Source organism: Merdibacter massiliensis, assembly GCF_900155395.1.
Taxonomy (GTDB): domain Bacteria; phylum Bacillota_I; class Bacilli_A; order Erysipelotrichales; family Erysipelotrichaceae; genus Merdibacter; species Merdibacter massiliensis.
On the sequence record NZ_LT699727.1, the window covers coordinates 199,519 to 222,171 of the forward strand.

Sequence of the window (22,653 nt, forward strand, 5' to 3'; positions counted from 1 at the left end):
AACTAATCTTGTTGATGGATGTTTTACAAATACCGCTCAGTATCATATTTACTCGATTTTTAAATATCTTTGCTTTTTTGCTGCCAGCTTTTTCATCCGATGCGAATGAGCAATTACCGATTCGTCTTCTCGTCCTTTTTTTCGCAATCGTATTTACAGGTGTAGGAGCAGCTATGTCGCTTTCGATGCGATTAGTTCCAAATCCAGGAGATGGCATCGTACAAGCAATCGCCGATGCGATACATAAAAGTGTTGGATTTACAAAAAATTGTTTTGATCTGTTAAATATTTCGATCACGATTTGTTTGAGTCTTTTGATTGCCAATCAAATTGTAGGAATCGGCATTGGTACACTGATCGCAATGATCGGTGTCGGGCGGATCATGGCTCTCTATCATCATTTTACGCAGAAAAAGATCAGTAAACTGACGAATCTAGTTTATTGATTTAATAAGTTTGGACAGCAAAATGGAAATTGGTTTCTTTCATCAGCTCTAAAAACGGCATCGGATCAAATGCTTCTAATGAGTAGACGCCTGCCTGATGATAAATATCTCTTGCATACAATTCAATGGCAATGGCAGCTCCAAATCCTGTTTGAGCAACAACTGCCTGCAAGCCAAACTGCTGCATTGCTTCTTCCTGTGAAAATTTCTGATACATCATCACTTTTTTCTCTTTTCCATCTTTTTGTCCAATGGCATAGACGCCGACAATCATATTGCCGGCCATTTTTGTTTGCTCGCTCGGCTGAGGTGCGCAGGCTGCAATAACATCTCTTGGTACGACCATCGTATCTTTTACCTGAACAGGTTCGATTGAGTTTAAATGGAGCTTATCCAATACCTTTAGTGCCTGAATCAAGTTTTCATCTAGTGCAATCTTAAAACTGCAGCGCTTCAAACCATACTGTGACAAATATCTCGGCATCGTTACTGTTTCTTCATGTTCTACCTTCACCAAAGTATTCATGCCTGCTTCCGGCATGCAAAACTGCTCTTCACCGGCAAATGCTTTTTCTACGATATATCTCCCATCTATATATTCAACATTGGGATTCATCACTTCATCTAATACGGTCCAGACATTAAAACCAAATACGATATCCTCCGGATCAGATTGCAAAGCATGAAGATCTCCTCCATCTTTTACATGCAGTTCCTGTACCCGGTCAAATTCATATGCGCATAAGTATTTGGCAAATACATTTACGACACCTGGATCAATGCCTAGACAGATCAAAGCCATGTTTCCTTGTTTTTTCCATTGTTCATGACGGTCAAAATGATAAGCAGTCATGACTTCATCATAACTATTTTCGATTCCCTCTCCATAAGCCGGTACTTTCTTAGGTACAGACCAAGTACCTAAATTTGCATAATCTGCCTTTGCCTCAAATGCTGCATCAAAAATATAGTTTGCACAAAAAGGACTAGCCGCATCCAAAACAAACGTGATCTGGTGTTCCTTCATCAAATCAACCATTGCTTGCTTGTCTGTCGCATCTAGTTTTGCGCATGCAATACGCGTGTCGCTGCAATCTGCCTGAATCTTTTCTGCATGTCTGATATCAATATCACATAACAATGCGTAAGCAAACCACTCTTTCTTGGGATCGCGTTTTAACAGCTGTTTGACGATACAGTGTGCGACGGCACCGGATCCTACGACCATCATTCTCATTTTCATCTTCCTACCTCCTGGCATTTGAATACAAAAAAAGAAGAAAAATGCTGCTGCATTTTATCTTCTTTGTCCCTTTACCAGTTGGTTATATCCACGTAGGTGATACATATTCGTATTCTCTCCAAAGAGCTGTCAGCCAACCTTCCTTTTGCCTGCTAGTTTCCGCTTTTGATCCAAATGCAGATATCAAACAGCTTGCTGCTTCGGCCCTATATCCAGTGTCTAAAGTTGGCGTCATCCAATTCAATTTTTGTATGTTCAATGTAACAAAAAATAATCAAAATGTCAATTCATAATCGATCCTAAAAAAAGCAGCATCCGCTGCTTTTTATTTACTCTTCTTCGCTGTCAAATTGAGAATTATACAATTGTGTATAGAAACCATTCGCCTTCATCAATTCTTCATGATTGCCTGCTTCAATGATATCGCCATCTTTCATGACCAAGATCAAATCCGCATCACGAATCGTCGATAAACGATGAGCAATGACAAAGCTGGTACGATTCTCCATTAATTTATCCATACCTTTTTGGATCAATACCTCCGTACGCGTATCGACACTGCTCGTTGCTTCATCCAAGATCAAGATCTTTGGATCCGCAAGAAAGGCACGGGCAATGGTCAACAACTGTTTTTGTCCTTGTGAGATATTGCTGCTTTCTTCATTGATGATCGTATCATATCCATGATCCAGCGTACGGATAAAATGATCAACATAGGCTGCATCTGCTGCTTTGATCACTTCTTCATCACTGGCATCTAATTTTCCATACCGCAGGTTTTCCATGATCGTTCCATTAAACAGCCAGGCATCTTGTAACACCATACCAAACAAAGCACGCAAATCTTTTCTTCGCATCTGTGTTGTTTGAATGCCATCGATATAAATGGCACCGCTGTTTAATTCGTAAAAACGCATCAGCAGTTTGATGATCGTTGTCTTTCCAGCACCGGTTGGACCAACGATTGCAATCTTCTTGCCTGGTTTGATATACATCGAGAAATCATGAATGATGATCTTATCCGGTGTATAACCAAAGTGTACATTTTCAAATGTAACCTGACCTTGAATCTTTGTATTGCCTTGTGCATCAAAGATTTCTACTGGATCTTTGCATTCTTCTACTTCTTCCTCTTCGCTTAAGAATTCAAATACACGTTCTGCAGCTGCCGCAGTTGACTGCAAGATATTCATATTCTGCGCAATCATTGAAATCGGCTGATTAAAGCTGCGGACATAAGTGATGAAGGATTGAATATCACCAATCGTGATCGATCCCTGCATCGCTAAATAACCGCCAAGAATAGCCACGCCTACATAGCCTAGATTGCCGACAAATACACTGATCGGCTGCATCAATCCACTTAGAAATTGCGATTTCCATGCCGACTCATACAATTCATCATTCAAGCGGTCAAAGGTTTCCATGCTCTCCTCTTCCCCGTTGAATGCTTTCATGATGATATGCGCCCCATACATCTCTTCAATATGACCGTTGACATTTCCTAAAGAACGTTGCTGTGCCGCAAAGAATCGCTGCGAGTGTTTAACAACGGTCGTGATCAAAAGCAGTGAAAGCGGAACAACGATCAAAGCAATCAATGTCATCGGCAATGAAATGCTCAACATCATTACCAGATAACCAACCACTTGTACAAAACTGTTCAACAATTGTGATAAAGATTGATTCATGGTCTGTTGGATCATATCCACATCGTTTGAAAAACGAGAAAGTACCTCTCCATGTGACTGTCTATCAAAATAAGCAAACGGCAGCCGATTTACTTTTTGAGCCATCTCATTGCGCAGATTGTAAGCAACTTTTTGAGAGACCCCGGCCATCAGCCAACTTTGGATGAAACCGCAAAGAGTCGAAATCAGATATAAGCCGATCAATTGCAATAAGATGACCTCAATTGCGCCAAAATCAATATCACCAGTGCCATAGATCTTGGCCATAAAACCTTTTGTCAATTCGGTCGTTGCATTTCCCAAGATCTTTGGTCCCACGACCATAAAGATCACTGAACAAATAGAGAATAGAAAGGATATAAGAATATTGATACGGTACGGTTTCAGATATCGAATCAGACGTATCATCGTACCTTTGAAATTTTTTGCTTTTTCAGCAGGACCGTGTCCTCCATGCATGCCGCCCATTGGACCTCTTCTCACTGGTCTTGAAGAATTATTCGATTGTTTGCTCATCTTCCAATTCCTCCTTTGATAACTGACTGTAGGCGATCTCGCGATAAACATCGCAATCGTTCATCAATTCCTGATGGGTGCCGATTCCTACGATTCTTCCTTTATCCAATACAATGATCTGATCTGCATGCAAAATAGACGAAATACGCTGTGCTACCATCAAAACGGTACTGCCCTTTTCTTTGCACATTTTAGTCAACGCTTTTCGTAAACGAGCATCGGTCTTAAAATCCAATGCAGAAAAAGTATCGTCAAAGATAAATATTTCTGGTTGTTTCATCAATGCGCGTGCAATGGATAATCGTTGACGCTGACCGCCGGATACATTGCTTCCCCCTTGTGCGATCGGTGTATCAAAACCTTCCGGCTTTTCCTCGATAAATTCCATTGCCTGCGCAATGCTGCTGGCTTCTTCCATCTCTTTTCTGTCTGCATCTTTTTTCGCATACTGCAAGTTTGTGGCAATCGTTCCTGTGAACAGATACCCTTTTTGTGGAACATATCCGATACGTTCCCGCAAATCATGCTGGGAAACATCCTTCACATCGACACCATCGACCAGTACCGTTCCTTCGCTTGCGTCAAAAAATCTAGGAACCAAATTGATCAATGTTGATTTGCCGCTGCCAGTGCTTCCGATAAATGCAGTCGTTTGACCGGGCTGTGCGGTGAAACTCAAATGATGCAGAATGGGTTCTTCTGCTCCAGGATATCGAAAAGAAACATCTTGGAATTGTACACAGCCTTTCTTTGTTTCATCAAATGATTTTACCTGCACAGGATCTTTGATCTGCGGCTGAGTCTTTAAGACTTCATCGATTCGTCCGGCAGCTACTGATGCACGTGGGATCATGATTGACAACATTGTGATCATCATAAAAGCCATGATGATCTGCATCGCATACTGCATGAATGCCATCATATCTCCAACCTGCATGACACCGTCACCCACTTGATGTGCCCCGACCCAAACGATCAAAATGGAGGTGCAGTTCATCACCAGCATGATCAACGGCATCAACAAGCCCATTGAACGGCCGACAAACAACAAGTTTTTCATGATGCGGCGGTTGGCTTCTTCAAATTTTTTCTCTTCCACTTTCTGATTGTTAAATGCACGAATCACAGACATACCGTCTAAAAATTCACGAACAACTGCATTCAAGTGGTCCATCAATTTTTGTGTGATGCGGAATTTTGGTAATACGACCAGGAACGCACTGCCCATGATTCCCAAGATGACAATGATGACCAGGGCAATGATCCAGGTCATGCTGACATCGGATGTCAACACTTTGATCAAAGCTCCGATACCGATGATCGGCGCATAAATGACCATTCGCAGCATCATGACCAAAACCATCTGTACCTGTTGAATATCGTTGGTCGTTCTTGTCAATAACGTATTTGTTGAAAAACGTCCAAATTCTATGAGGGAAAAACTTTCTACTTTTTCAAAAACATCATGTCGAACATGCTTTCCCAATCCAGCTGCAATACGGCTGGCCAAGAATCCAACACAGACCGCACAGGTTGCTGATCCCAGTGCCAGCAACAACATGAGCCCGCCATTGCTAAACAAATATGCATATTGAATAGAATCGGTATCCATACCGATTGCCTTATATTCTTCCAAGACAAATTGTGCATTTGCAGTATCGATCGTGCTTTGTCCCATTGCATCCCCCAATACATTCATTTGCGATATCATCGCATCTAACTGTTCTTGCGGCAGCATCGACAAAAGATCATACAGATCCTTTCCTTCTGGCAGCTGTTCGTACATAGCCAGCATTTGTTTTTGTTCATCCGTTAAAGAAGCTCTCGTATCTGCATCTTGCATTGCCTTTTTCAACGTACCTTCTTGCTGATCCACTCCCATCACGCAAGTTTCTGCTTGTGACAATGCCATTTTGATTTCTTCATGCGAATAAGGGGCATTTTCCTTTAAAACAAAAAGATCTTCCTTTTTCACTGCAGGATACGCATCCTGATCTGCCTGTGTCGCATCTTGAACTGTGATCAGTTCATAGCTGTCCGCAAAGACCTTCTTTTGTTCATCACTCATAAATACAGCCATTTTTTCATACTCTTGTGAACGAACAGCCTGTAACACCCCATCTTCAATGCCATGTGCATTGATACCGGTATTGACGATATTGGACATATAGTCTGGCATGGTCAATTCGCACATCGCCTGTCCAAAAAGCAAAACGATGATGACAAGTATGGATCCGATAAATGGTTTCAGATACTTTCTCAGTTTTAACATGCAGTTTCTCCTCTCTTAGATTCCACGTTGCTGTCTTGTTCCTGATAATAGGCTACAGCTTTATCTAATATACGTACAAGTGCATTTGCATCCTCTTCTCCAAGTGACAAAAGAAACGAATGCAGGTTTCTTTGGACTTGTTGATAACATCTTGACATCTGCAACTGTGCCTCAGACGTTGCATGCAGATAGGTCGTTCGCCGATCATTTGCAGGAATGACCCGTTCCACCCATCCTTTTTCTTCAAATGTCTTTACTACCTGCGATACCGCTGCCGGCGTCACTTTAAAATGACCGCTGATATCATTCATCTTTACCGGGGCACCTCGCCGTTGACATTGTAAAATGGAATGCAAGATCATCAAATCACGAAATTTCATCCCGCTGTGCACCTTTTTATTCTTTTTTTGAAATATATAGAATAAAGTCAGTAATTGATGCATAATCTCTTTTTCATCCATCGAATCGCCTCCAAAAAAACTTAAGTTACTTAACAATTAACTTACTAAAGTATTATATGCAAAAAATGTTTCTTGTCAATCATTATCGTTCACAAAATTTCCCATAATTTTATAAGGACATTACAATAGAAAAGGATAGGTGTCACGATCACCTATCCTTTTCTATTACAACGCTCTTTGGTCAAAAGAAGAACACCATTAAAAAAGAATCCCCCAATCACGGATTCCTCTACGGCTCATTCAGCTCAACAATCTTCCGATGTCCCCGCTGATTCCGCTTCAGCCATTTGCTGGCTGCTTGCTCGTCTTTCAGCCGTACAATGATTGCGTTAGGACAAGAGGCAAGAATCCGCTGAACATCTGCGGTCGTGCCTCTTATCAGTCGAATCTCACGTCGCAGTTTGATGCCATAGATGCATTCTCGTCCATGCTGCATATCATCACTCCTTATACATATTGTAATACATTATTTCTATTTTTACAAAATGAATATACAGCTTTTATCTACATTCTGTGACGTGTTTCGACTTTTCAATCAGCGATTGTATGCTTCTCATTGAATAGAAACAGCTTTTCAATGAAAGCGATTTCTTTTCATTGTTTACAATCTCTTACACGCTTTTTGTATTGATTGCATATGCGCCGTTTGCGCTGGCAATGACATTCCCCTCTTGATCATAAGCAACTGCTCTGGTCATTGCCATGCGGCTTCCTGCATGATCACATGTAGCTTCAATACGCAATATATCCCCTGCCGTAGATCCTTTCACAAAATTTACGGCTAATTGGATCGTGGGCGTAAAAACTGCTTGTGAAAAAACATAGGCAGCTCCGCCCATGGCCACATCCAGCATAGCAGACAGAATACCGCCATGCGTATGATTCACCGGATTCATTTCCCAAGATTGCAGCGGAAACTGAACTACCAGTGTCTGGCTATCTTTTTTCAGTTCTATCAACTGCATCTCCAACATTGCGTTGATCGTGTCTTTCTTCTCGTTTCGCAGATTCACAAAGTGATGAATTCTTTCGTCCAAGTTCATCTCCCATTCCTCCTATTCACATTTTTTTATTCTACCCTTTTCTACCCAATAACGCAAATCAAGTTACAATGAACCATGTTATAATAGTAAAAGAAAATGGAGGGATCTTCATGAATAGAATGAATTGGAATCAATTGCTCAGTGAAGAACGAATTCCGCAAAGCAAGAAAAATAACAATCTGACATCTTTGCGCAGCGAAGTGGAAAGTGATTATTATCGAATCATCAACAGTGCTTCTTTTCGCCGCCTGCAGGACAAGACACAAGTGTTTCCTTTAGACCGCGGGGATTTCGTACGGACACGGCTGACACATTCACTGGAGGTATCAGCGGTTGCAAAATTTATTGGAAAACAGGTTTGTTCACAGATCATTGAACAAGGATTGGAAAAAGAAGATATCAATACCCATGATATGGTAGAAACATTGGCGTGTGCTTCGCTGATCCACGATATCGGCAATCCGCCTTTCGGGCATTTTGGAGAATCTGCCATCCAAAACTGGTTTCAGCAGCACTTAAAACAAATACCTTACAACGAGCAGGAAAGCATCCATGATGTATTAAATGAACAACAGCGAAATGATCTATATTATTATGAAGGAAATGCACAAAGCCTGCGGATCATCACCAGACTGCACCGTCTCAACAGCAAATACGGATTGCATTTAACAAGCGGGGTTTTGGATACGATCATCAAGTATCCTTGCGATTCTACAGCCAAAAAAATGGAAAGTGACAAACCAAAAGATCAACGCTCTTTATTACGAAAAAAACACGGATATTTTTACAGTGAAGAAGCAATCTACAGACAGATCAAAGAAAATACCGGTACAGCGCAGACAAGGCATCCTTTGACATTCATCCTGGAAGCAGCTGATGACTTAGCCTATATATTCTCTGATCTAGAAGATGGCTACAATAAAGGATCTTACAGTTATGATGAATTGCGGCAGCAACTCATTGACGGAAAGGATGAAGGCGGTTTACGCCGATTGGAAAACTTATATAAAAAATTTCAGGAAGATCACACACTGCAAAATAACTCGACCCGCACCGCTATATTTAACTGGTTGACCGCAAAACAGCTCTTTTGCATTTCAGAAGTATCAAAAGCATTTATCGAGCATTATGAAGAAATCATGCACGGGACATTTGAAAAAGAGCTTTTGGCTGTATGCAGTCAAGCTTCCGTGATTTCCAGATTGAAAAAATTTGCTTTTGACCGCGTATATCAAACACGGCCGATCATCAAATTAGAACTGATGGGAAATGAGATCATCTCCTTTCTGCTTGCACAATTTGTAGATGCAGCGTTACACCTAGATCGTCCTGAACCGATGAATGACATCCAAGAAAAATATTATCGGTTATTATCAAAAAACTATATTGAAAATTATTACGATTCCGTTCAAGGGTTACAGGATGATCGTGAGAAGGTCTACTATCGTTTGCTGTTAGCTGCAGACTTTGTTGCCGGGATGAGCGATTCTTATGCAAAGACCCTCTATCAAGAAATCAAAGGAATTGCTGCATTAAGTTAAAAAGGAGACCATTTTGGTCTCCTTTACAGGCAGTAAAAATCAATCAGATATGGGATATATTGTATCAACCATCTTGCCGCAGAAGACAAGATGGTTTTTTAATTACTTGCATATCTCTAGTTCCCTTCTTCCTGCATGCTCTTATTCGCTCTGTGAAAGGAAAGACTGGATTTGCTCGCTTTTTGAAGAAAAATCATAGGTCAAAGGATATAGTTCCGATAATAATTGTTTTACAGATATGACATACGTATCTTCTGATGTATAGGGAATGATGATTTGTGTAGGTGGAGGAGCATCCCCTGTTTTGTAATAGAAGCACAAGCCTTCTTTACAAAGTACATATTCAGTATCTTCCTTTAGTATTTCTAGCTCTGTATCTGTTGGCGTGCCTAATGACTTTTCAAAATAATATCTTAGAATTCTATCAATTTCCTCATCTGTTCCCTCTAAAATATCCGAGTACGTCAGTTCCCTTCCCGTAATCAGATCATAATTCAAACCGAACACATTTTGATAGGGATGTACCCCTCCTGTCCACATCGAGTGATTTTCTTTAATGGAAAAAGCACCTAAATCATTATAAACTACTTGACATATGACATCCTCATAGTAAGGCAGGACAAAGGTATTTGATCCCTGCTCTACAAACATTTGATACCACTCCTCAAAATCTCGATCATTTCTTTTACAGTCCAAGATCATATCGGCGTATCGCTGGTTTAAAGTCGTTCCTACCACAGAAGTATTGTTAAAAGAAGGATATTCAATGATATTTCTATAAAAGCATGTGCCATCTGAAACAGGAAATTCAATTGTTTCTTTCTGCATCACATAATTCAATTGCATTTCATTTGCTGTTTGATCTTTAACAGTAAAAGAAGTGATATCTAAAGGAAGATAATTATAATATCCATCATCCTGAAGTACGCTCAATTGATACAGCGATACTGCCAGCCTATCTATTTTAGATTCAAACTGATGTACCCGCTCATCTTGATCCTGTCCAAATTGATCTCCCATTGTGATCAAGTTTTCGTACATGGCAATCGAAGTTTGATCATAAAGCTGCAAGGCTTGGATATATTTGGCATAGACCTCACGATCGCCCCATTGTCCCTGCATTCGCTGGTGCATGCGCACAGCTGCCTCATGCACATTTTGCTGCAATTCAGATAAATACAAGACTCTTTTATCTGTGCTGATTTCTGTCAGCAAAGATTCATCCAAAGGAAAATGATCTTTCAGCTGCTGTGCAAAATCTTGACTATATTCCCAAGAACTTTCATTGACAGCTGATGCATCTGTTACATCTGCGCCGATTAACGTTTCCCAGCTAAGCTTGTTCATAAAGAGCTGAATAGCTTTTGTTTCCATCTGCGGTGCTGACATTTTCCATATGTTCCGGTATTGGTCAGCGATACTCGACCATTTATTGTCCACTGTTGTCATTTCCAAGGAATCCAGATTTTCCTTCCCCATTACATTGTAAATCAAATTATCAGTGGTATTGATATGCTTCATTTGCTGTGCAGCGTCTGCGGCTGCAGAAACAAACAGCAAGAGATAGTCGGTATCATCAAAATACGTTTCTGCTGTTTCCTTTGTTTTATATTTCTGAATGAACGCTTCATAAAATTTCTCTCCATGATGTTTGGTATCGGTTTTCTTACCTGTTTCCAAAGCATCATATGCACGGCGAACAAATGAATTCTCAACTGCATTATTGTAATACTGGATATACCACTGCGTTGGCTCAGCTGTATCAGACAAAATACTTCTGATTACTTGCAAAAATTCGTTTCCTTTTTTTGAATAAAGGTCCAAATACAAATCGCTTTGACTAGATTCTTTATACTTTTGGACAGAGGAATAATCGTATGGATCCACACGCAAAGCAGCAAGATAAGCATCGTGCAAATACGCATCCTCTGCAGAGCTGGCATTTGATGTGGAAGAAAAGATCTTATTTCCTTCATCATCACATAACGTATGGATGTCTGTCAAAGTATCCGAGTCATCCGTATAAAGTGCCTCCCAGGCAGTATACAGAGTACCATTTTCAATACAGGCGCTCGCCTTGAAATAGTTCAAAAACAGCAAAGCAGGGACAGCATATTTATTCTCGGATAGTTTTAGGATCGTTGTGGGTGCCGATTGATAACCATCATCGAATTGTTGTTTTCCAATATCAAAGGTAACGCTCCAGCTTCCCTGTGTAACAGAAATGATATCTCCATCTGTCTGCTGTGTACACCGTGTCAATTGGCACAAGTCCTCCAAGGTGATATAGTGTATTGAATCAAATAAATACAGATCAATCGAGGAATCATCACTGACAGCAGTATTTAGCGAAAGACTCACTTTTTCAACATCATTTTTCGTGGAATGTTGTGAACGTACAATCAATGTTAACAGCAAAGCACAGACAGTGGCAATCATCAGCAATTGTTTTCCACCAACATGGACTTGAGTTCTCATTTCCAATCCCCCTAACACTTAAATGAATCTTTCCTCTCTATTCCTAAACTAACCTTTCTCAATTACTTGCTTCTTAATCTTTTTCTGTTCTTTTCTATATCCATTTCAGCCATGTGCTCTAAAACAGAAAAATGTTTTTCTTTTGCACATTCTGGCGCATCATCTAGCAGGCAACGCTGGGATAGACATATCTTCATCCCGCCTTCCCACCTATTGCATATCGTCCATCTGTTTATTCCTGCAAAGAGGACTTTTTACAAACCTTCTGAATGCCGATTGCTTCTTTGGTAAGCAAAGCAACATTTTCTATCGAATGGGTTTGCGGAAACATATCAACAGGCTGTACCATTTCACAATGGTATCCCAGATCTTCTAAGATTCGCAGATCACGTGCTAATGTACCTGGATCGCAAGATACGTAAACGATGCGCTTTGGCTGCATGCTGACGATATCTTCTAATACGCTTTTTGCACATCCTTTTCTTGGCGGATCTACACAGACAACATCTGGATGCAATTTCTCTTGTGCCAGTTTTTTTGCATAAGCGGTGGCATCGCTGCAGACAAATTCAATATTATGGATCCCGTTTCTTTTTGCATTTGCCTTTGCATTGCGGATTGCCGATGGGACGATCTCGATACCGATCACCTTTTTGGCATGTTTTGCAAGAAACATAGAAATTGTCCCCACTCCGCAATAAAGATCGATCACGATCTCTTGTCCGCTCAATTGACACGCCTGCAAAGCTGTGTCATACAACACTTTTGTTTGTACAGGGTTGACCTGATAAAAAGATTTTGCGGAAATATGAAATAAAAAATCCGCCATTTGATCGACAATATAGTCACGTCCATACAAGCATATTTCTTTCTCCCCTAAAATCACATTATCCTTTCGATCATTGATATTCAACATGACACTTTGGATCTTTGAATGTAATGAAACCATTTCTCTTGCTAATGCATTCCAATCCTGACTATCATTGGGACGGCTGATAAAAACAAGCATGATCTCATCTTTATACACTGCATGTTTGATCAGCACATGACGCAGGGAAGATGCTAAATGAGGATAGCGCAATAAAACTTGACGCACATCTGCATATATTTGATTGATTTCCTTGCTTTGAATGCAGCATGTATCCATATCGATTATTGTATTGCTGTTGATGCGATAAAATCCGCTGTGTAAATGACCATCTGTATAACAAAATGGTATTTGGGCTTTATTGCGATAAAAATATGGTTCTTCCATCCCTTTTACCGGAAGGACCTCTAGATTCAAATGTGCAATTCGTTTGATTACGTCCTGCACCTTTTGTCTTTTAAAGCGAAGCTGTTCATCATAAGACATATGCTGCAGCTGACAGCCGCCGCATGCTTTCGCTATCGGACAAGCAGGCACTTTTCTTGCATCCGATGAATCCAATAATTCAATGATGCGGGCATAGCCGTAGGTCTTCTTTAACTTAGTAACACCGATCAATGCTTTTTCATTTACTAGCAATCCTTTGACGAACAAAGGAAAACCATCTGCTTTTACTACGCCCATTCCATCATATGTATAATTTTCACAGGTACCAATCAGGGTATCGTTTTTCTTCATCTCTATTCCTCTTTTCACTTGCCAACATTATACCGCATGTTCCTTCTTCCTGCTATAAAAAAAAGAAATGGATCATTTCCATTTCTTTCTTACTATTCCACGGTCGTTCCGTTCATCACCGCTTCTGCTGTTTCCGGATCTCTTGCTTCACTAACAACATCTAGCACACTGTCTTCTGACGCAGAATTTTTAATCAAGCAAATATAGATCCATTGATCTTCTGGATGTGTATCATCAAAGTTGGAATAATTATACACATTGATGGAGAGATCATACATCTTTCCATCTTCTTTTTGCTGGAAGTACGTATCTACTGGCAATATTTTATTAATGGCACTGTAGGCACTCTTTGCAATACTTTTCACAGTATCTTTATCGCTTGCTGTCAGATTATCCGCCAAATTGATATTTACGCGAAGCGTAGCACTTTTTAAATTCACCTCTACGCTTTCTACAGAATCAAGACCTTCCATTGCTTCTTTTACTTGTGCAATCTGATCATCGCTAATAGCAGGATTTAAATCACTTTCGGAAAAACGATTTCCCACAACCGGCTGTCCAGAATTTTCGGTCGAAGTCATAACGACTATTCCTATCAACAACATTGGTATCAAAATGACAGCACAAGCGATCCAGACAAGGATGTGACTTTGCTTTTCTTTATTTTTTTTCATCCCCTGTTTTTTATTTGTAACTTTCTTCATCGTTATCACTCCTGATCAACTCTATTCTACTAGAAATCTGTAAAGAATGCTATCTTTTCTTTAATTCTTGCTGGATCAGCTGATTGGTCATTGCAGGATTTGCCTGTCCTTTGCTGGCTTTCATCACTTGTCCTACCAAATAGCCGACAGCGCGATCTTTTCCATTTTTAAAATCTGCAATCGACTGCGGATTGGCATCTAATACGCTTTGGATCATCGCTAACAGTTCCCCTGTATCGCTCATCTGTTTCATGCCTTTTTCTTCGACGACTTTCTTCGGATCTTTTCCTTTTAGTATTTCTTCAAAGACAACTTTTGCTTGTTTGCCGCTGATATCTCCCTTTTCGACCATATTGATCATATCAGCTAAATAAGTTGGATCGCATGGATTATCTTTCACTTTCAAATTTGCTTTGTTTAAAGCGGCTGTCAACTCAACGATGACCCAGTTAGCTGCTTTTTTATATGCTTTTGTATGCTGGCATACACTTTCGAAGAAATCAGCCAGTTCGCGTGTTGCTACCAATACGCCGGCATCATAATCATTCAAACCAAAATCGTGCATGTAACGCTCTTTTCGCTGATCTGGCAGTTCCTCCAAATGATCTTGGATCTCTTTGATCCATGCATCATCTAACCTTATAGGGAAGATATTCGGTTCCGGGAAATATTTATAATCTACATTTCCTTCCTTTTTACGCATCAAGATCGTCGTCTTTTGCGTTTCATCATAACGACGTGTCGCTTGTTCAACTTCGCCGCCTGCCTCTAAGATCTGGCGCTGACGTTCAACTTCGGCATCGATTGCTTTTTGAACATTAGAAATAGAGTTTAGATTCTTAATTTCGGTTTTGACGCCAAAGGTATCACTGCCTTGCGGACGAAGGGATATATTGACATCGCAGCGCATGCTGCCCTCTTCCATCTTTACATCACTGACACCAAGATATAACAAGATCATACGCAGTTTTTCTACATAAGCTGCTGCTTGCGCACCATTGCGCATATCTGGCTCACTGACGATTTCCACTAACGGCGTTCCAGCACGGTTAAAATCGATCAGAGTTCCCGCATCGCTGTGAAACTGTTTTGCCGTATCCTCTTCCATATGCATACGGTTCAAACGAATTTTTTTCTTGCCCTCTTCTGTCTCGATTTCCACATAGCCTCCGCTTCCAATCGGGTGAAACTGCTGGGTAATCTGGAAACCTTTTGGAAGGTCTGAATAATAATAGTTTTTACGATCAAAGCGAATCAGCGGATCGATCGTACAATGCAAAGCGGTTGCTGCTTTGATAGCTAAACGAACTGCTTCTTTATTTACACATGGCAAAATACCAGGATGCCCTAAATCAATTTCATTGACACATGTATTTGCCACTTCTCCAAAGCGAACAGGAGCACTGGAAAACATTTTTGTATTCGTTTTCAGTTCGCAGTGGATCTCAATTCCGATGACTGTTTCGTAATTCATGCTTTCACCTCCACTGTATGATCGGCTAGTCCTGTTTCTTCTTCGATTGCTTTGCCGATATTGAACATCGTCTGTTCTTCAAATGGCCGACAAGTAATATTGACACCGATCGGCATGCCGTCGATAGACCCGCTTGGCAATGTCATGCTTGGATAACCAGAAAAGTTTCCCAACTGCATATGGTTATCTGCAACCAAGCGTTCCAATCCCAGTGCTTCATCCATTGCCTCATCCTCATATGGCGCAATCGTCGGTGCTGCACTTGCGATGATGCAGTCGCATTCTTCAAACAAGGCACGATAGTGGTCAACGATCAGACGGCGGATCTTTTGCGCTTTGCGGAATAATTTATCTTGATTTTCAACAAACAAAGAATAACTTCCGATGATGAAACGCTTGCGTACATAAGCAGAGAATCCTTTGGTACGGGAATGTTTCATCACTTCTTCTACGCTCTCCCCATCTTCGCGCATTCCAAATCGAATGCCGTCCAAATTGGAATGATTCGCTGTTGCTTCCGCATTTGCAATGGTCAGATAAACTGGCAAGATCGTCTCCATCAGTTCTTGCGGCATTTGTACATGACGGATCTGTGCTCCCCGTGCTGCTAATTTTGCACAAAGCTCTTCAACATTGGTTTTAATGCGTTCTTCTTTGATCGTATCTTGTACACTGTCCAAGATGCCGATGACCTTTCCTTTTAGATCACTGTTCAAATGCTCACGATAAGCTTCCACTTCACGATAGGAACTTGTCATATCACGGTCATCTCTGCCTGCAAGCACTTCTAACATCGTACATGCATCTTCAACGTTAGTTGTGAAATAACCAACATGGTCCAAAGAAGAAGCATACGGTATGATTCCATAACGGCTGATACGGCCATACGTTGGTTTGACACCAATAATTCCATTGTAAGCTGCTGGTTTGCGCACACTGTCGCCTGTATCCGTACCAATTGCAACAGCAACCCCGCCTGCCGCAACTAATACGGCACTGCCTCCGCTGCTTCCCCCGGATATACGTTTCAGATCATATGGATTATTGACTTTTCCTGTATAGGCATTCTTATTCGTACCTCCCATACCAAGCTCATCCATACTGGCTTTGGCAATGATGATCGCACCTTGTTCTTTCAAACGTTCGACGATATTTGCATCATATACCGGCACATAGTTGTCTAAGATGCGGCTGGACGCCGTTGTACGAATGCCTTTTGTACTGACATTGTCTTTCAAAACAATCGGCATTCCATATAGTTTTCCTTTTGGATCTCTGTCTTTTAAAGCTTCTAACTGTTCATCAATATCACAAAACGTAACTACTGCATTTAATTGGGGCTGCAGTGTACGCAGTTTCTCCAGCGCCTGTTCACAACGTTCTCTGATTCCCTGTTTTTCATAATCACATAAACGCATCTTACTTCACCACCTTTGGCACATGAACATGTCCTGCTTTTACGCTCTTTGCATTTTTCAACGCATCTTCCTGTGAAAGCACATGCTCTACGACATCTTCCCGCAAAAATGTCGTCGGTTCTTCAAATGGATAGACCATTGGTTCGACCCCTTCTGTATCTACCTTGTCAAACAGATGAATCTGCTTCGTCAAGACTTCAAATTCTTTTTGCAGATCCGCAATTTCCTCGTCATTGACATCCAGCATGATCCCATTGGCGAGCTTTTGAAAATACTCTTTGTCAAATGTTTCCATCAAATCCTCCTGCTTTCTATATCAACATGATCGTCTGTGCATCCGATGATCCTTGAGACCTTCGAATGACAGCTACATGTTCATTATCGCTTGATATATCGATCGTTAATTCGTAATTTGTGCTTGTAAACAAAGACGTCTGTCCGCTGATATACTGAGAAAGCGCAATCGCTTCTGCAGCAGTTTTCGCATGCAGATTGACCGTGATATTCAGTTCGACCAACGCTCCATCCTTAAATCTGCCCTGTCCGATCAAATAAACGTCATCCGGCGTAAAACCGGACAATCCGTTTTTCAGTTCGCTGAACTGTGTTGCAACATCCCCGTCTTTTTCCGTAAATGATGTACTAGGCAATAATACCCACTCCTCATTTACATCCGAAAAAGATGCTGAATTCGAGGTGCAGTATGCCTGCATGACATAATGCCCCGGCAATACTTCATCTTCGCTCAATACATACACAGCAATCAAGATCGGCGTATTGCTGCTGATTTCTGGAAAATTATCACGCATATAGCTGTTTAATTTCTTTCCCTGTGAATCCGCAAATACTTTCAATTGATCTTCACTGATCGTCACGCTGTTATTGTTCGCATCTTTGGTAGATGCGCTCAATACCATCGATAGCGAAATACCTTTTAACTCGCTGCCGGAATACCAGTCCAATTCATAAATATCAATCAAAGGGGCAACTCCCTTGGCTGTTTTTCCTTTACCTGTGTCAAAATCTTCATCTGCGCTTTGATTTAAGCCATCTGGATTAGAATCGCTCGCACGTCCTAATAAGCCTGTCGTATAGTCTGATGCATCCAATACATCATAAGTTAAAAATTGACTTTCTTTAAAAGCAACATTATTTGTTTTAAAATAATTTTCAGATAATTCCATCAAACCGGTCGTAATATTGTATCGTTCTCCTTGGTCGGACGTCACGGAAGTATGTTTTTGTCGAGCATCCGATGTAGAAAAAGGCAAGATAGCAGCATAATCCCCTTCAGTCGCAACGGTTTGTGTTTCCTGTCTGTTTTTTTGATCGCCGTTGCATGCGCTCAAAAAGAATGCGCCTGTAATGACTGCTAACAATAATTTATTGGCTTTCATATGCTTTCACCTCCTGAACAAAGGCTTCTTCATTCATCATTTCCACACCCAACTCTTGTGCTTTGGTTAATTTTGAACCAGCATTTTCTCCATAGATGACCAGATCGGTTTTCTTGGAAACACTTCCAGCAACATTGGCCCCTAATGACAACAAGATGGCTTTTGCTTCGTTGCGAGTGTAATAAGACAAAGTTCCTGTCAATACGATCGTCTTATTTGTAAATATGCTTTCTTTGATCTCCTCTTTTTCACTGTCCATGCGAAGTCCAAAAGAGCGAAGCTGATCGATCATGTGCTGGTTTTTTTCTTCAGCAAAGAACGCTACGATGCTTTTTGCCGTGATTTCACCGATATCGCGGATCATCGTTAACTGTTCTTCATCGGCTGCCATCAATGCATCCATGCTTAAAAACTGTTTTGCCAAGATCCTGGCTGCCTTTTTTCCTACCTGACGAATTCCCAAACCAAACAGCAGATCTTCCAATGGATTTTCTTTGCTTTTTTCGATCGCATCCAATAATTTCTGCACGGATTTTGCTTGATAGCCTTCTTTTGCGAGCAATTCTTGACGATGTTCCTTTAATCGATAAATATCCTCGATCGAATCCAGCATGCCCCATTCATGAAGCTGTTCCACACGCTTATCTCCTAATGTATCGATATCCATCGCATCCCGGGATGCAAAATGAATGATGCTTTCTACGACTCTTGCCGGACAGTCTTGATTGATGCAATAATGTGCAGCTTCCTGAGGCAGTCTTAACAAATGTCCTCCGCAAATAGGACACGTAGATGGAAATACATAAGGCTGCTGAGAGCCGTCTCTGCGTTCGATATCCGGTCCAACCACTTCTGGAATGATGTCCCCCGCTTTTCGTACGATCACGATATCATGAATACGAATATCTTTTTCTTTGATCATATCTTCATTATGCAATTGTGCAGCACTGACTGTTGTACCTGCCACTCGTACTGGTTCCAATACGGCATTTGGCGTGATTCGTCCCGTTCTTCCCACGCTCAAGACAATATCCAACAAACGTGTCTTCACCTCTTCAGCAGGAAATTTATATGCTGTTGCCCAACGCGGTACTTTCACCGTCGTACCTAAACGGGTCCAGGCATTCAGATCGTCCACTTTGATAACAATTCCATCAATTTCATAAGGAAGGTCATGACGCTGCTCACTGATTTCCTGAATAAACTGCCAGATTTCATCTACTGTATCACAACAGCGGCGCAGCGGATTCACACGCAGATGCATCTGTGACATCGTCTCTAATGCTTCCTCTTGCGAATGAATGCCATATTCCTGGGCATTGACAAAATAATACCAAAAAGCATCCAGACCGCGTTTTGCACAAATGCTGCTGTCAAGCTGACGAACGCTTCCAGCGGCAGCATTTCGCGGATTGGCAAACAGTTCTTCTCCATTTGCTTCTCTTTCACTATTCAGACGGCGAAAACTTGCCTTCGGCATATACACCTCGCCACGGACTTCTACCTCTCCCATCAAATCGATATGCATCGGAATGCTTTGAATCGTTTTGATATTATTTGTGACATCTTCACCGATATTTCCATCTCCGCGTGTTACGGCTTGTACAAAATTTCCGTCTTGATAAATCAAAGACATAGCCAAACCATCAATTTTTAACTCTACGACATAACGCACTTGCGATTCACTCGCCCTCACACGTTCATCAAAGGCTGCCAGCTCTTCATAATTGAACACATTTCCCAACGATAACATCATGCGTTTATGTTCCACTTTTTCAAATCCATCCAATACGGCACCGCCAACACGCTGTGTCGGTGAATTGGGATCATATTCTTCCGGATGCTTTTCTTCCAAGGCGATCAATTCCTGCATATAACGGTCATATTCTTGATCACTGCGACTTGGATGATCCAGTACATAATATTCATAAGAAAGCTGTTCAAGCAATGCGCGCAGCTCCCTTATTCGTTTTATTTCGTCCATGGTTGTTCCCTCCATTTATTTTCTGCTTAACGAAGGATGATCGATCAAGATCTTACGCACGCCAAATTTTTGTTCAAATGCAATGGTAGCTAAACCATCTTCTATCTGAATGATCACTCCATCTCCAAAAGAATCATGATGCACAAGATCTCCCTTGCGCATGCGGCCATCCCGTTTACGGCGTTTCTCTTTTTTCTTATCTTCTGTTGCAGGTTTTCCATGACCAGCCACCTGGCGCGTGGCTCCAAAACCACCTTGCTGATATAAATCAATATCATCACTGAATCGATTCCGTGGTTTTGCTCCTACATCTTCCATCAGTTCACTTGGTATTTCCATAACAAAGCGCGATGGGGTCTTGATCTTGTCCAATACAAAGCTGTATCCCATCGAGTCTGAAATAAACAACTGCTTTTTCGCACGTGTCATCGCTACGTAGATGAGCCTTCTCTCTTCTTCTAAAGCAGCGCTTCCACCCTCGCTGATACTTCTTTCGCTTGGGAAAATACCTTCACACAGATTATAGATGAATACACAGTCAAATTCCAATCCTTTTGCTGCATGGACCGTCATCAGCTGTACGACATCATTTCCTTCATAAAGATCATTATCTGTATACAACGCAATTTCCTGCAAATAATCATTGAGATCCGCTTCGGGATTCCATTCGATATATTGCTGCATGTCATTCAACAATTCTTTGATATTTTCCATCCGATCGCTTTCATTGTCTTCCTGCAGCATTTGCAGATAGCCGCTATCTTCCAATACCTTTTTCATTAACAGATCGATACTTAATGTAGATGCACATGCGCGGCATTCTTCGATCACATGTACAAACGAGGCAATACCGCTTTTGGCTTTCGACTGTGAAAGCGCCGGATGCTTTAATACCTCATATAAATTTGTATCTTCTGCTTTTGCCTGTGTTTCCAATTGTTCTATGCTTTTTGCACCGATTCCCCGCTTTGGTACATTTAATACACGTCGAACGGCCAAGCTTTTCCACAATTCTTTTGTATCTCCTTCTATCTTAGGAGCTAACAGGCGTAGATAAGAGAGCGCATCTTTGATCTCGGCACGCTCATAGAAACGGATGCCCCCATAGATACGATATGGAATGTGTGCATCTAAAAACGCTTTTTCCAATGCTCTCGACAAATAATTGGAACGATACAATACTGCCATATCCCGATACGAAACACCGCTGTGGTGTAATGTCTTAATTTTTGCCGCCACCCAAACCGGCTCATTCTGTTCATCAGAAGCAGAGAAATGGATGATTTTTTGATCGCTGTGCTGACTGGTAAATAAATCCTTTTCAATACGATTCTTGTTATTTTTGATTACCGCGTTTGCTCCTTTGAGGATATGTTCCTGACTACGGTAATTTTCATTTAAGATAACTGTCTTGCAATCAGGAAAATCTTTTTCAAAATGCAAGATGATATCCACTTGCGCCCCACGCCATGTATAGATCGTTTGATCTGGATCTCCTACTACGCATAATTTTGTATGTTCTCCGCAAAGCAATCGGATGATATTATATTGCAAGTCATCTACATCCTGAAATTCATCCACATGAATATAAGAAAAGCGGCGCTGCCATTTTGCTCGCAGCTCCTCACTTTTTGCTAATAAATGATAAGCATCCAATAAAAGATCATCAAAATCTAAGGCGTACATATCTTTCAATCTTTTTTCATAAGTTTCATAAACATCGGCTTTGATGCGCTGTCCTTCTAACTGGGCCATCTCTTTTGCCTGCACTGGTGAAACAAAAGCACTTTTGCATGCAGAGATATAGCCTAGCATTGATGGATATGAATAAACCTTGGAATCAACGGACTTCTCTTTATATAGTTCTTTTAAGATGCTTTTTTGATCTTCGCTGTCTAATATCGTAAAATTACGAGGATAACCAAGTTCACGAATATCTTCCCTTAATAAACGGACACAAAAAGAATGGATCGTCGATATTTGCACGCTGTGAGCCATCGGCCCCAGCATGTTCTCTACCCGCTCCTTCATTTCCCTTGCAGCTTTATTGGTAAATGTGATCGCCAAGATTTTATTGGGATACACATGACATTCCTCTATCAAATATGCGATTCGTGTAGTAACGACTCTTGTTTTTCCACTGCCTGCTCCTGCAATGATTCGAACATGCCGATCTACACAAGCAGCAGCTTCTCTTTGTTTGGCATTCAATCGTTCTAGAACGGACACAAGACCACCTCTGCACTATTATACACTAAAATCCATTAAAAACATCTGTTTGTTTTTGAAAAATACGATGAATAGTGAAATATAACAAAATAGATACATCCTTAAAAATCAATAGCTTTTTCACTATCTCTATATTATAATAAGGGACGT

Annotated in this window: 18 protein-coding genes; 2 read left to right on the plus strand and 16 right to left on the minus strand. The window is 41.0% G+C overall.

Going from position 1 to position 22,653, the window contains the following annotated elements; genetic code table 11:
- Nucleotides 1-14 precede the first annotated feature (14 nt).
- Nucleotides 15-446, plus strand: a complete 432-nt coding sequence (locus BQ9859_RS08920) for a DUF6198 family protein (RefSeq protein ID WP_202613475.1) — start codon at nucleotides 15-17, stop codon at nucleotides 444-446.
- A gap of 1 nt (nucleotide 447) precedes the next feature.
- Here BQ9859_RS08920 and BQ9859_RS08925 read toward each other — a convergent pair whose 3' ends face one another.
- The 6 genes from BQ9859_RS08925 to BQ9859_RS08955 all read right to left on the minus strand — a co-directional run bounded on the left by BQ9859_RS08925 (nucleotide 448) and on the right by BQ9859_RS08955 (nucleotide 7,672).
- The gene (locus BQ9859_RS08925) at nucleotides 448-1,689 is read right to left on the minus strand and encodes a saccharopine dehydrogenase family protein (RefSeq protein ID WP_202613476.1); all 1,242 of its coding nucleotides are present in this window, start codon (nucleotides 1,687-1,689) and stop codon (nucleotides 448-450) included.
- 329 nt (nucleotides 1,690-2,018) lie between these two features.
- Nucleotides 2,019-3,896 (minus strand): ABC transporter ATP-binding protein, encoded by a 1,878-nt coding sequence (locus tag BQ9859_RS08935; protein WP_075877838.1) that lies wholly within the window; start codon nucleotides 3,894-3,896, stop codon nucleotides 2,019-2,021.
- Nucleotides 3,877-6,168: an ABC transporter ATP-binding protein gene (locus BQ9859_RS08940; RefSeq protein ID WP_075877839.1), complete on the minus strand. Its 2,292-nt coding sequence runs from the start codon at nucleotides 6,166-6,168 to the stop codon at nucleotides 3,877-3,879. The genes BQ9859_RS08935 and BQ9859_RS08940 overlap by 20 nt, the downstream gene beginning before the upstream one ends.
- Complete coding sequence (locus BQ9859_RS08945) at nucleotides 6,162-6,629, minus strand: MarR family winged helix-turn-helix transcriptional regulator (protein WP_075877840.1); 468 nt, start codon at nucleotides 6,627-6,629, stop codon at nucleotides 6,162-6,164. Before BQ9859_RS08945 ends, BQ9859_RS08940 begins: the two co-directional genes overlap by 7 nt.
- 229 nt (nucleotides 6,630-6,858) lie before the next feature.
- Nucleotides 6,859-7,065 (minus strand): hypothetical protein, encoded by a 207-nt coding sequence (locus tag BQ9859_RS08950; protein WP_075877841.1) that lies wholly within the window; start codon nucleotides 7,063-7,065, stop codon nucleotides 6,859-6,861.
- A gap of 175 nt (nucleotides 7,066-7,240) precedes the next feature.
- Nucleotides 7,241-7,672, minus strand: coding sequence for a PaaI family thioesterase (locus BQ9859_RS08955; protein ID WP_075877842.1), 432 nt, complete (start codon nucleotides 7,670-7,672; stop codon nucleotides 7,241-7,243).
- Nucleotides 7,673-7,782: 110 nt separating this feature from the next.
- On the opposite strand from BQ9859_RS08955, the gene BQ9859_RS08960 reads away from it, so the two are divergent.
- Complete coding sequence (locus tag BQ9859_RS08960) at nucleotides 7,783-9,213, plus strand: deoxyguanosinetriphosphate triphosphohydrolase (RefSeq protein WP_083662814.1); 1,431 nt, start codon at nucleotides 7,783-7,785, stop codon at nucleotides 9,211-9,213.
- Nucleotides 9,214-9,354: 141 nt separating this feature from the next.
- Here BQ9859_RS08960 and BQ9859_RS08965 read toward each other — a convergent pair whose 3' ends face one another.
- The 10 genes from BQ9859_RS08965 to BQ9859_RS09005 form a co-directional block, all read right to left on the minus strand.
- A complete protein-coding gene (locus BQ9859_RS08965) occupies nucleotides 9,355-11,691 on the minus strand; it encodes a hypothetical protein (RefSeq protein ID WP_075877843.1) in 2,337 nt (778 codons plus the stop codon).
- 62 nt (nucleotides 11,692-11,753) lie between these two features.
- Complete coding sequence (locus tag BQ9859_RS12810; RefSeq protein WP_268874600.1) at nucleotides 11,754-11,888, minus strand: hypothetical protein; 135 nt, start codon at nucleotides 11,886-11,888, stop codon at nucleotides 11,754-11,756.
- Between the two features lie 35 nt (nucleotides 11,889-11,923).
- The gene (rlmD, locus tag BQ9859_RS08970; RefSeq protein ID WP_075877844.1) at nucleotides 11,924-13,297 is read right to left on the minus strand and encodes a 23S rRNA (uracil(1939)-C(5))-methyltransferase RlmD; all 1,374 of its coding nucleotides are present in this window, start codon (nucleotides 13,295-13,297) and stop codon (nucleotides 11,924-11,926) included.
- Nucleotides 13,298-13,389: 92 nt separating this feature from the next.
- Nucleotides 13,390-14,001, minus strand: coding sequence for a hypothetical protein (locus BQ9859_RS08975; RefSeq protein ID WP_075877845.1), 612 nt, complete (start codon nucleotides 13,999-14,001; stop codon nucleotides 13,390-13,392).
- Between the two features lie 49 nt (nucleotides 14,002-14,050).
- Nucleotides 14,051-15,475, minus strand: a complete 1,425-nt coding sequence (gene gatB, locus BQ9859_RS08980) for an Asp-tRNA(Asn)/Glu-tRNA(Gln) amidotransferase subunit GatB (RefSeq protein ID WP_075877846.1) — start codon at nucleotides 15,473-15,475, stop codon at nucleotides 14,051-14,053.
- Nucleotides 15,472-16,893: an amidase family protein gene (locus BQ9859_RS08985; RefSeq protein ID WP_075877847.1), complete on the minus strand. Its 1,422-nt coding sequence runs from the start codon at nucleotides 16,891-16,893 to the stop codon at nucleotides 15,472-15,474. The genes gatB and BQ9859_RS08985 overlap by 4 nt, the downstream gene beginning before the upstream one ends.
- 1 nt (nucleotide 16,894) lies before the next feature.
- The gene (gene gatC, locus BQ9859_RS08990; protein WP_075877848.1) at nucleotides 16,895-17,188 is read right to left on the minus strand and encodes an Asp-tRNA(Asn)/Glu-tRNA(Gln) amidotransferase subunit GatC; all 294 of its coding nucleotides are present in this window, start codon (nucleotides 17,186-17,188) and stop codon (nucleotides 16,895-16,897) included.
- Between the two features lie 16 nt (nucleotides 17,189-17,204).
- Entirely contained in the window at nucleotides 17,205-18,290 is a 1,086-nt protein-coding gene (locus BQ9859_RS08995; RefSeq protein ID WP_075877849.1) for a CamS family sex pheromone protein, read from the minus strand.
- The gene (ligA, locus tag BQ9859_RS09000; protein ID WP_075877850.1) at nucleotides 18,277-20,274 is read right to left on the minus strand and encodes an NAD-dependent DNA ligase LigA; all 1,998 of its coding nucleotides are present in this window, start codon (nucleotides 20,272-20,274) and stop codon (nucleotides 18,277-18,279) included. Before ligA ends, BQ9859_RS08995 begins: the two co-directional genes overlap by 14 nt.
- Before the next feature lie 15 nt (nucleotides 20,275-20,289).
- Nucleotides 20,290-22,503, minus strand: coding sequence for an ATP-dependent helicase (locus BQ9859_RS09005; RefSeq protein WP_075877851.1), 2,214 nt, complete (start codon nucleotides 22,501-22,503; stop codon nucleotides 20,290-20,292).
- Nucleotides 22,504-22,653 lie beyond the last annotated feature (150 nt).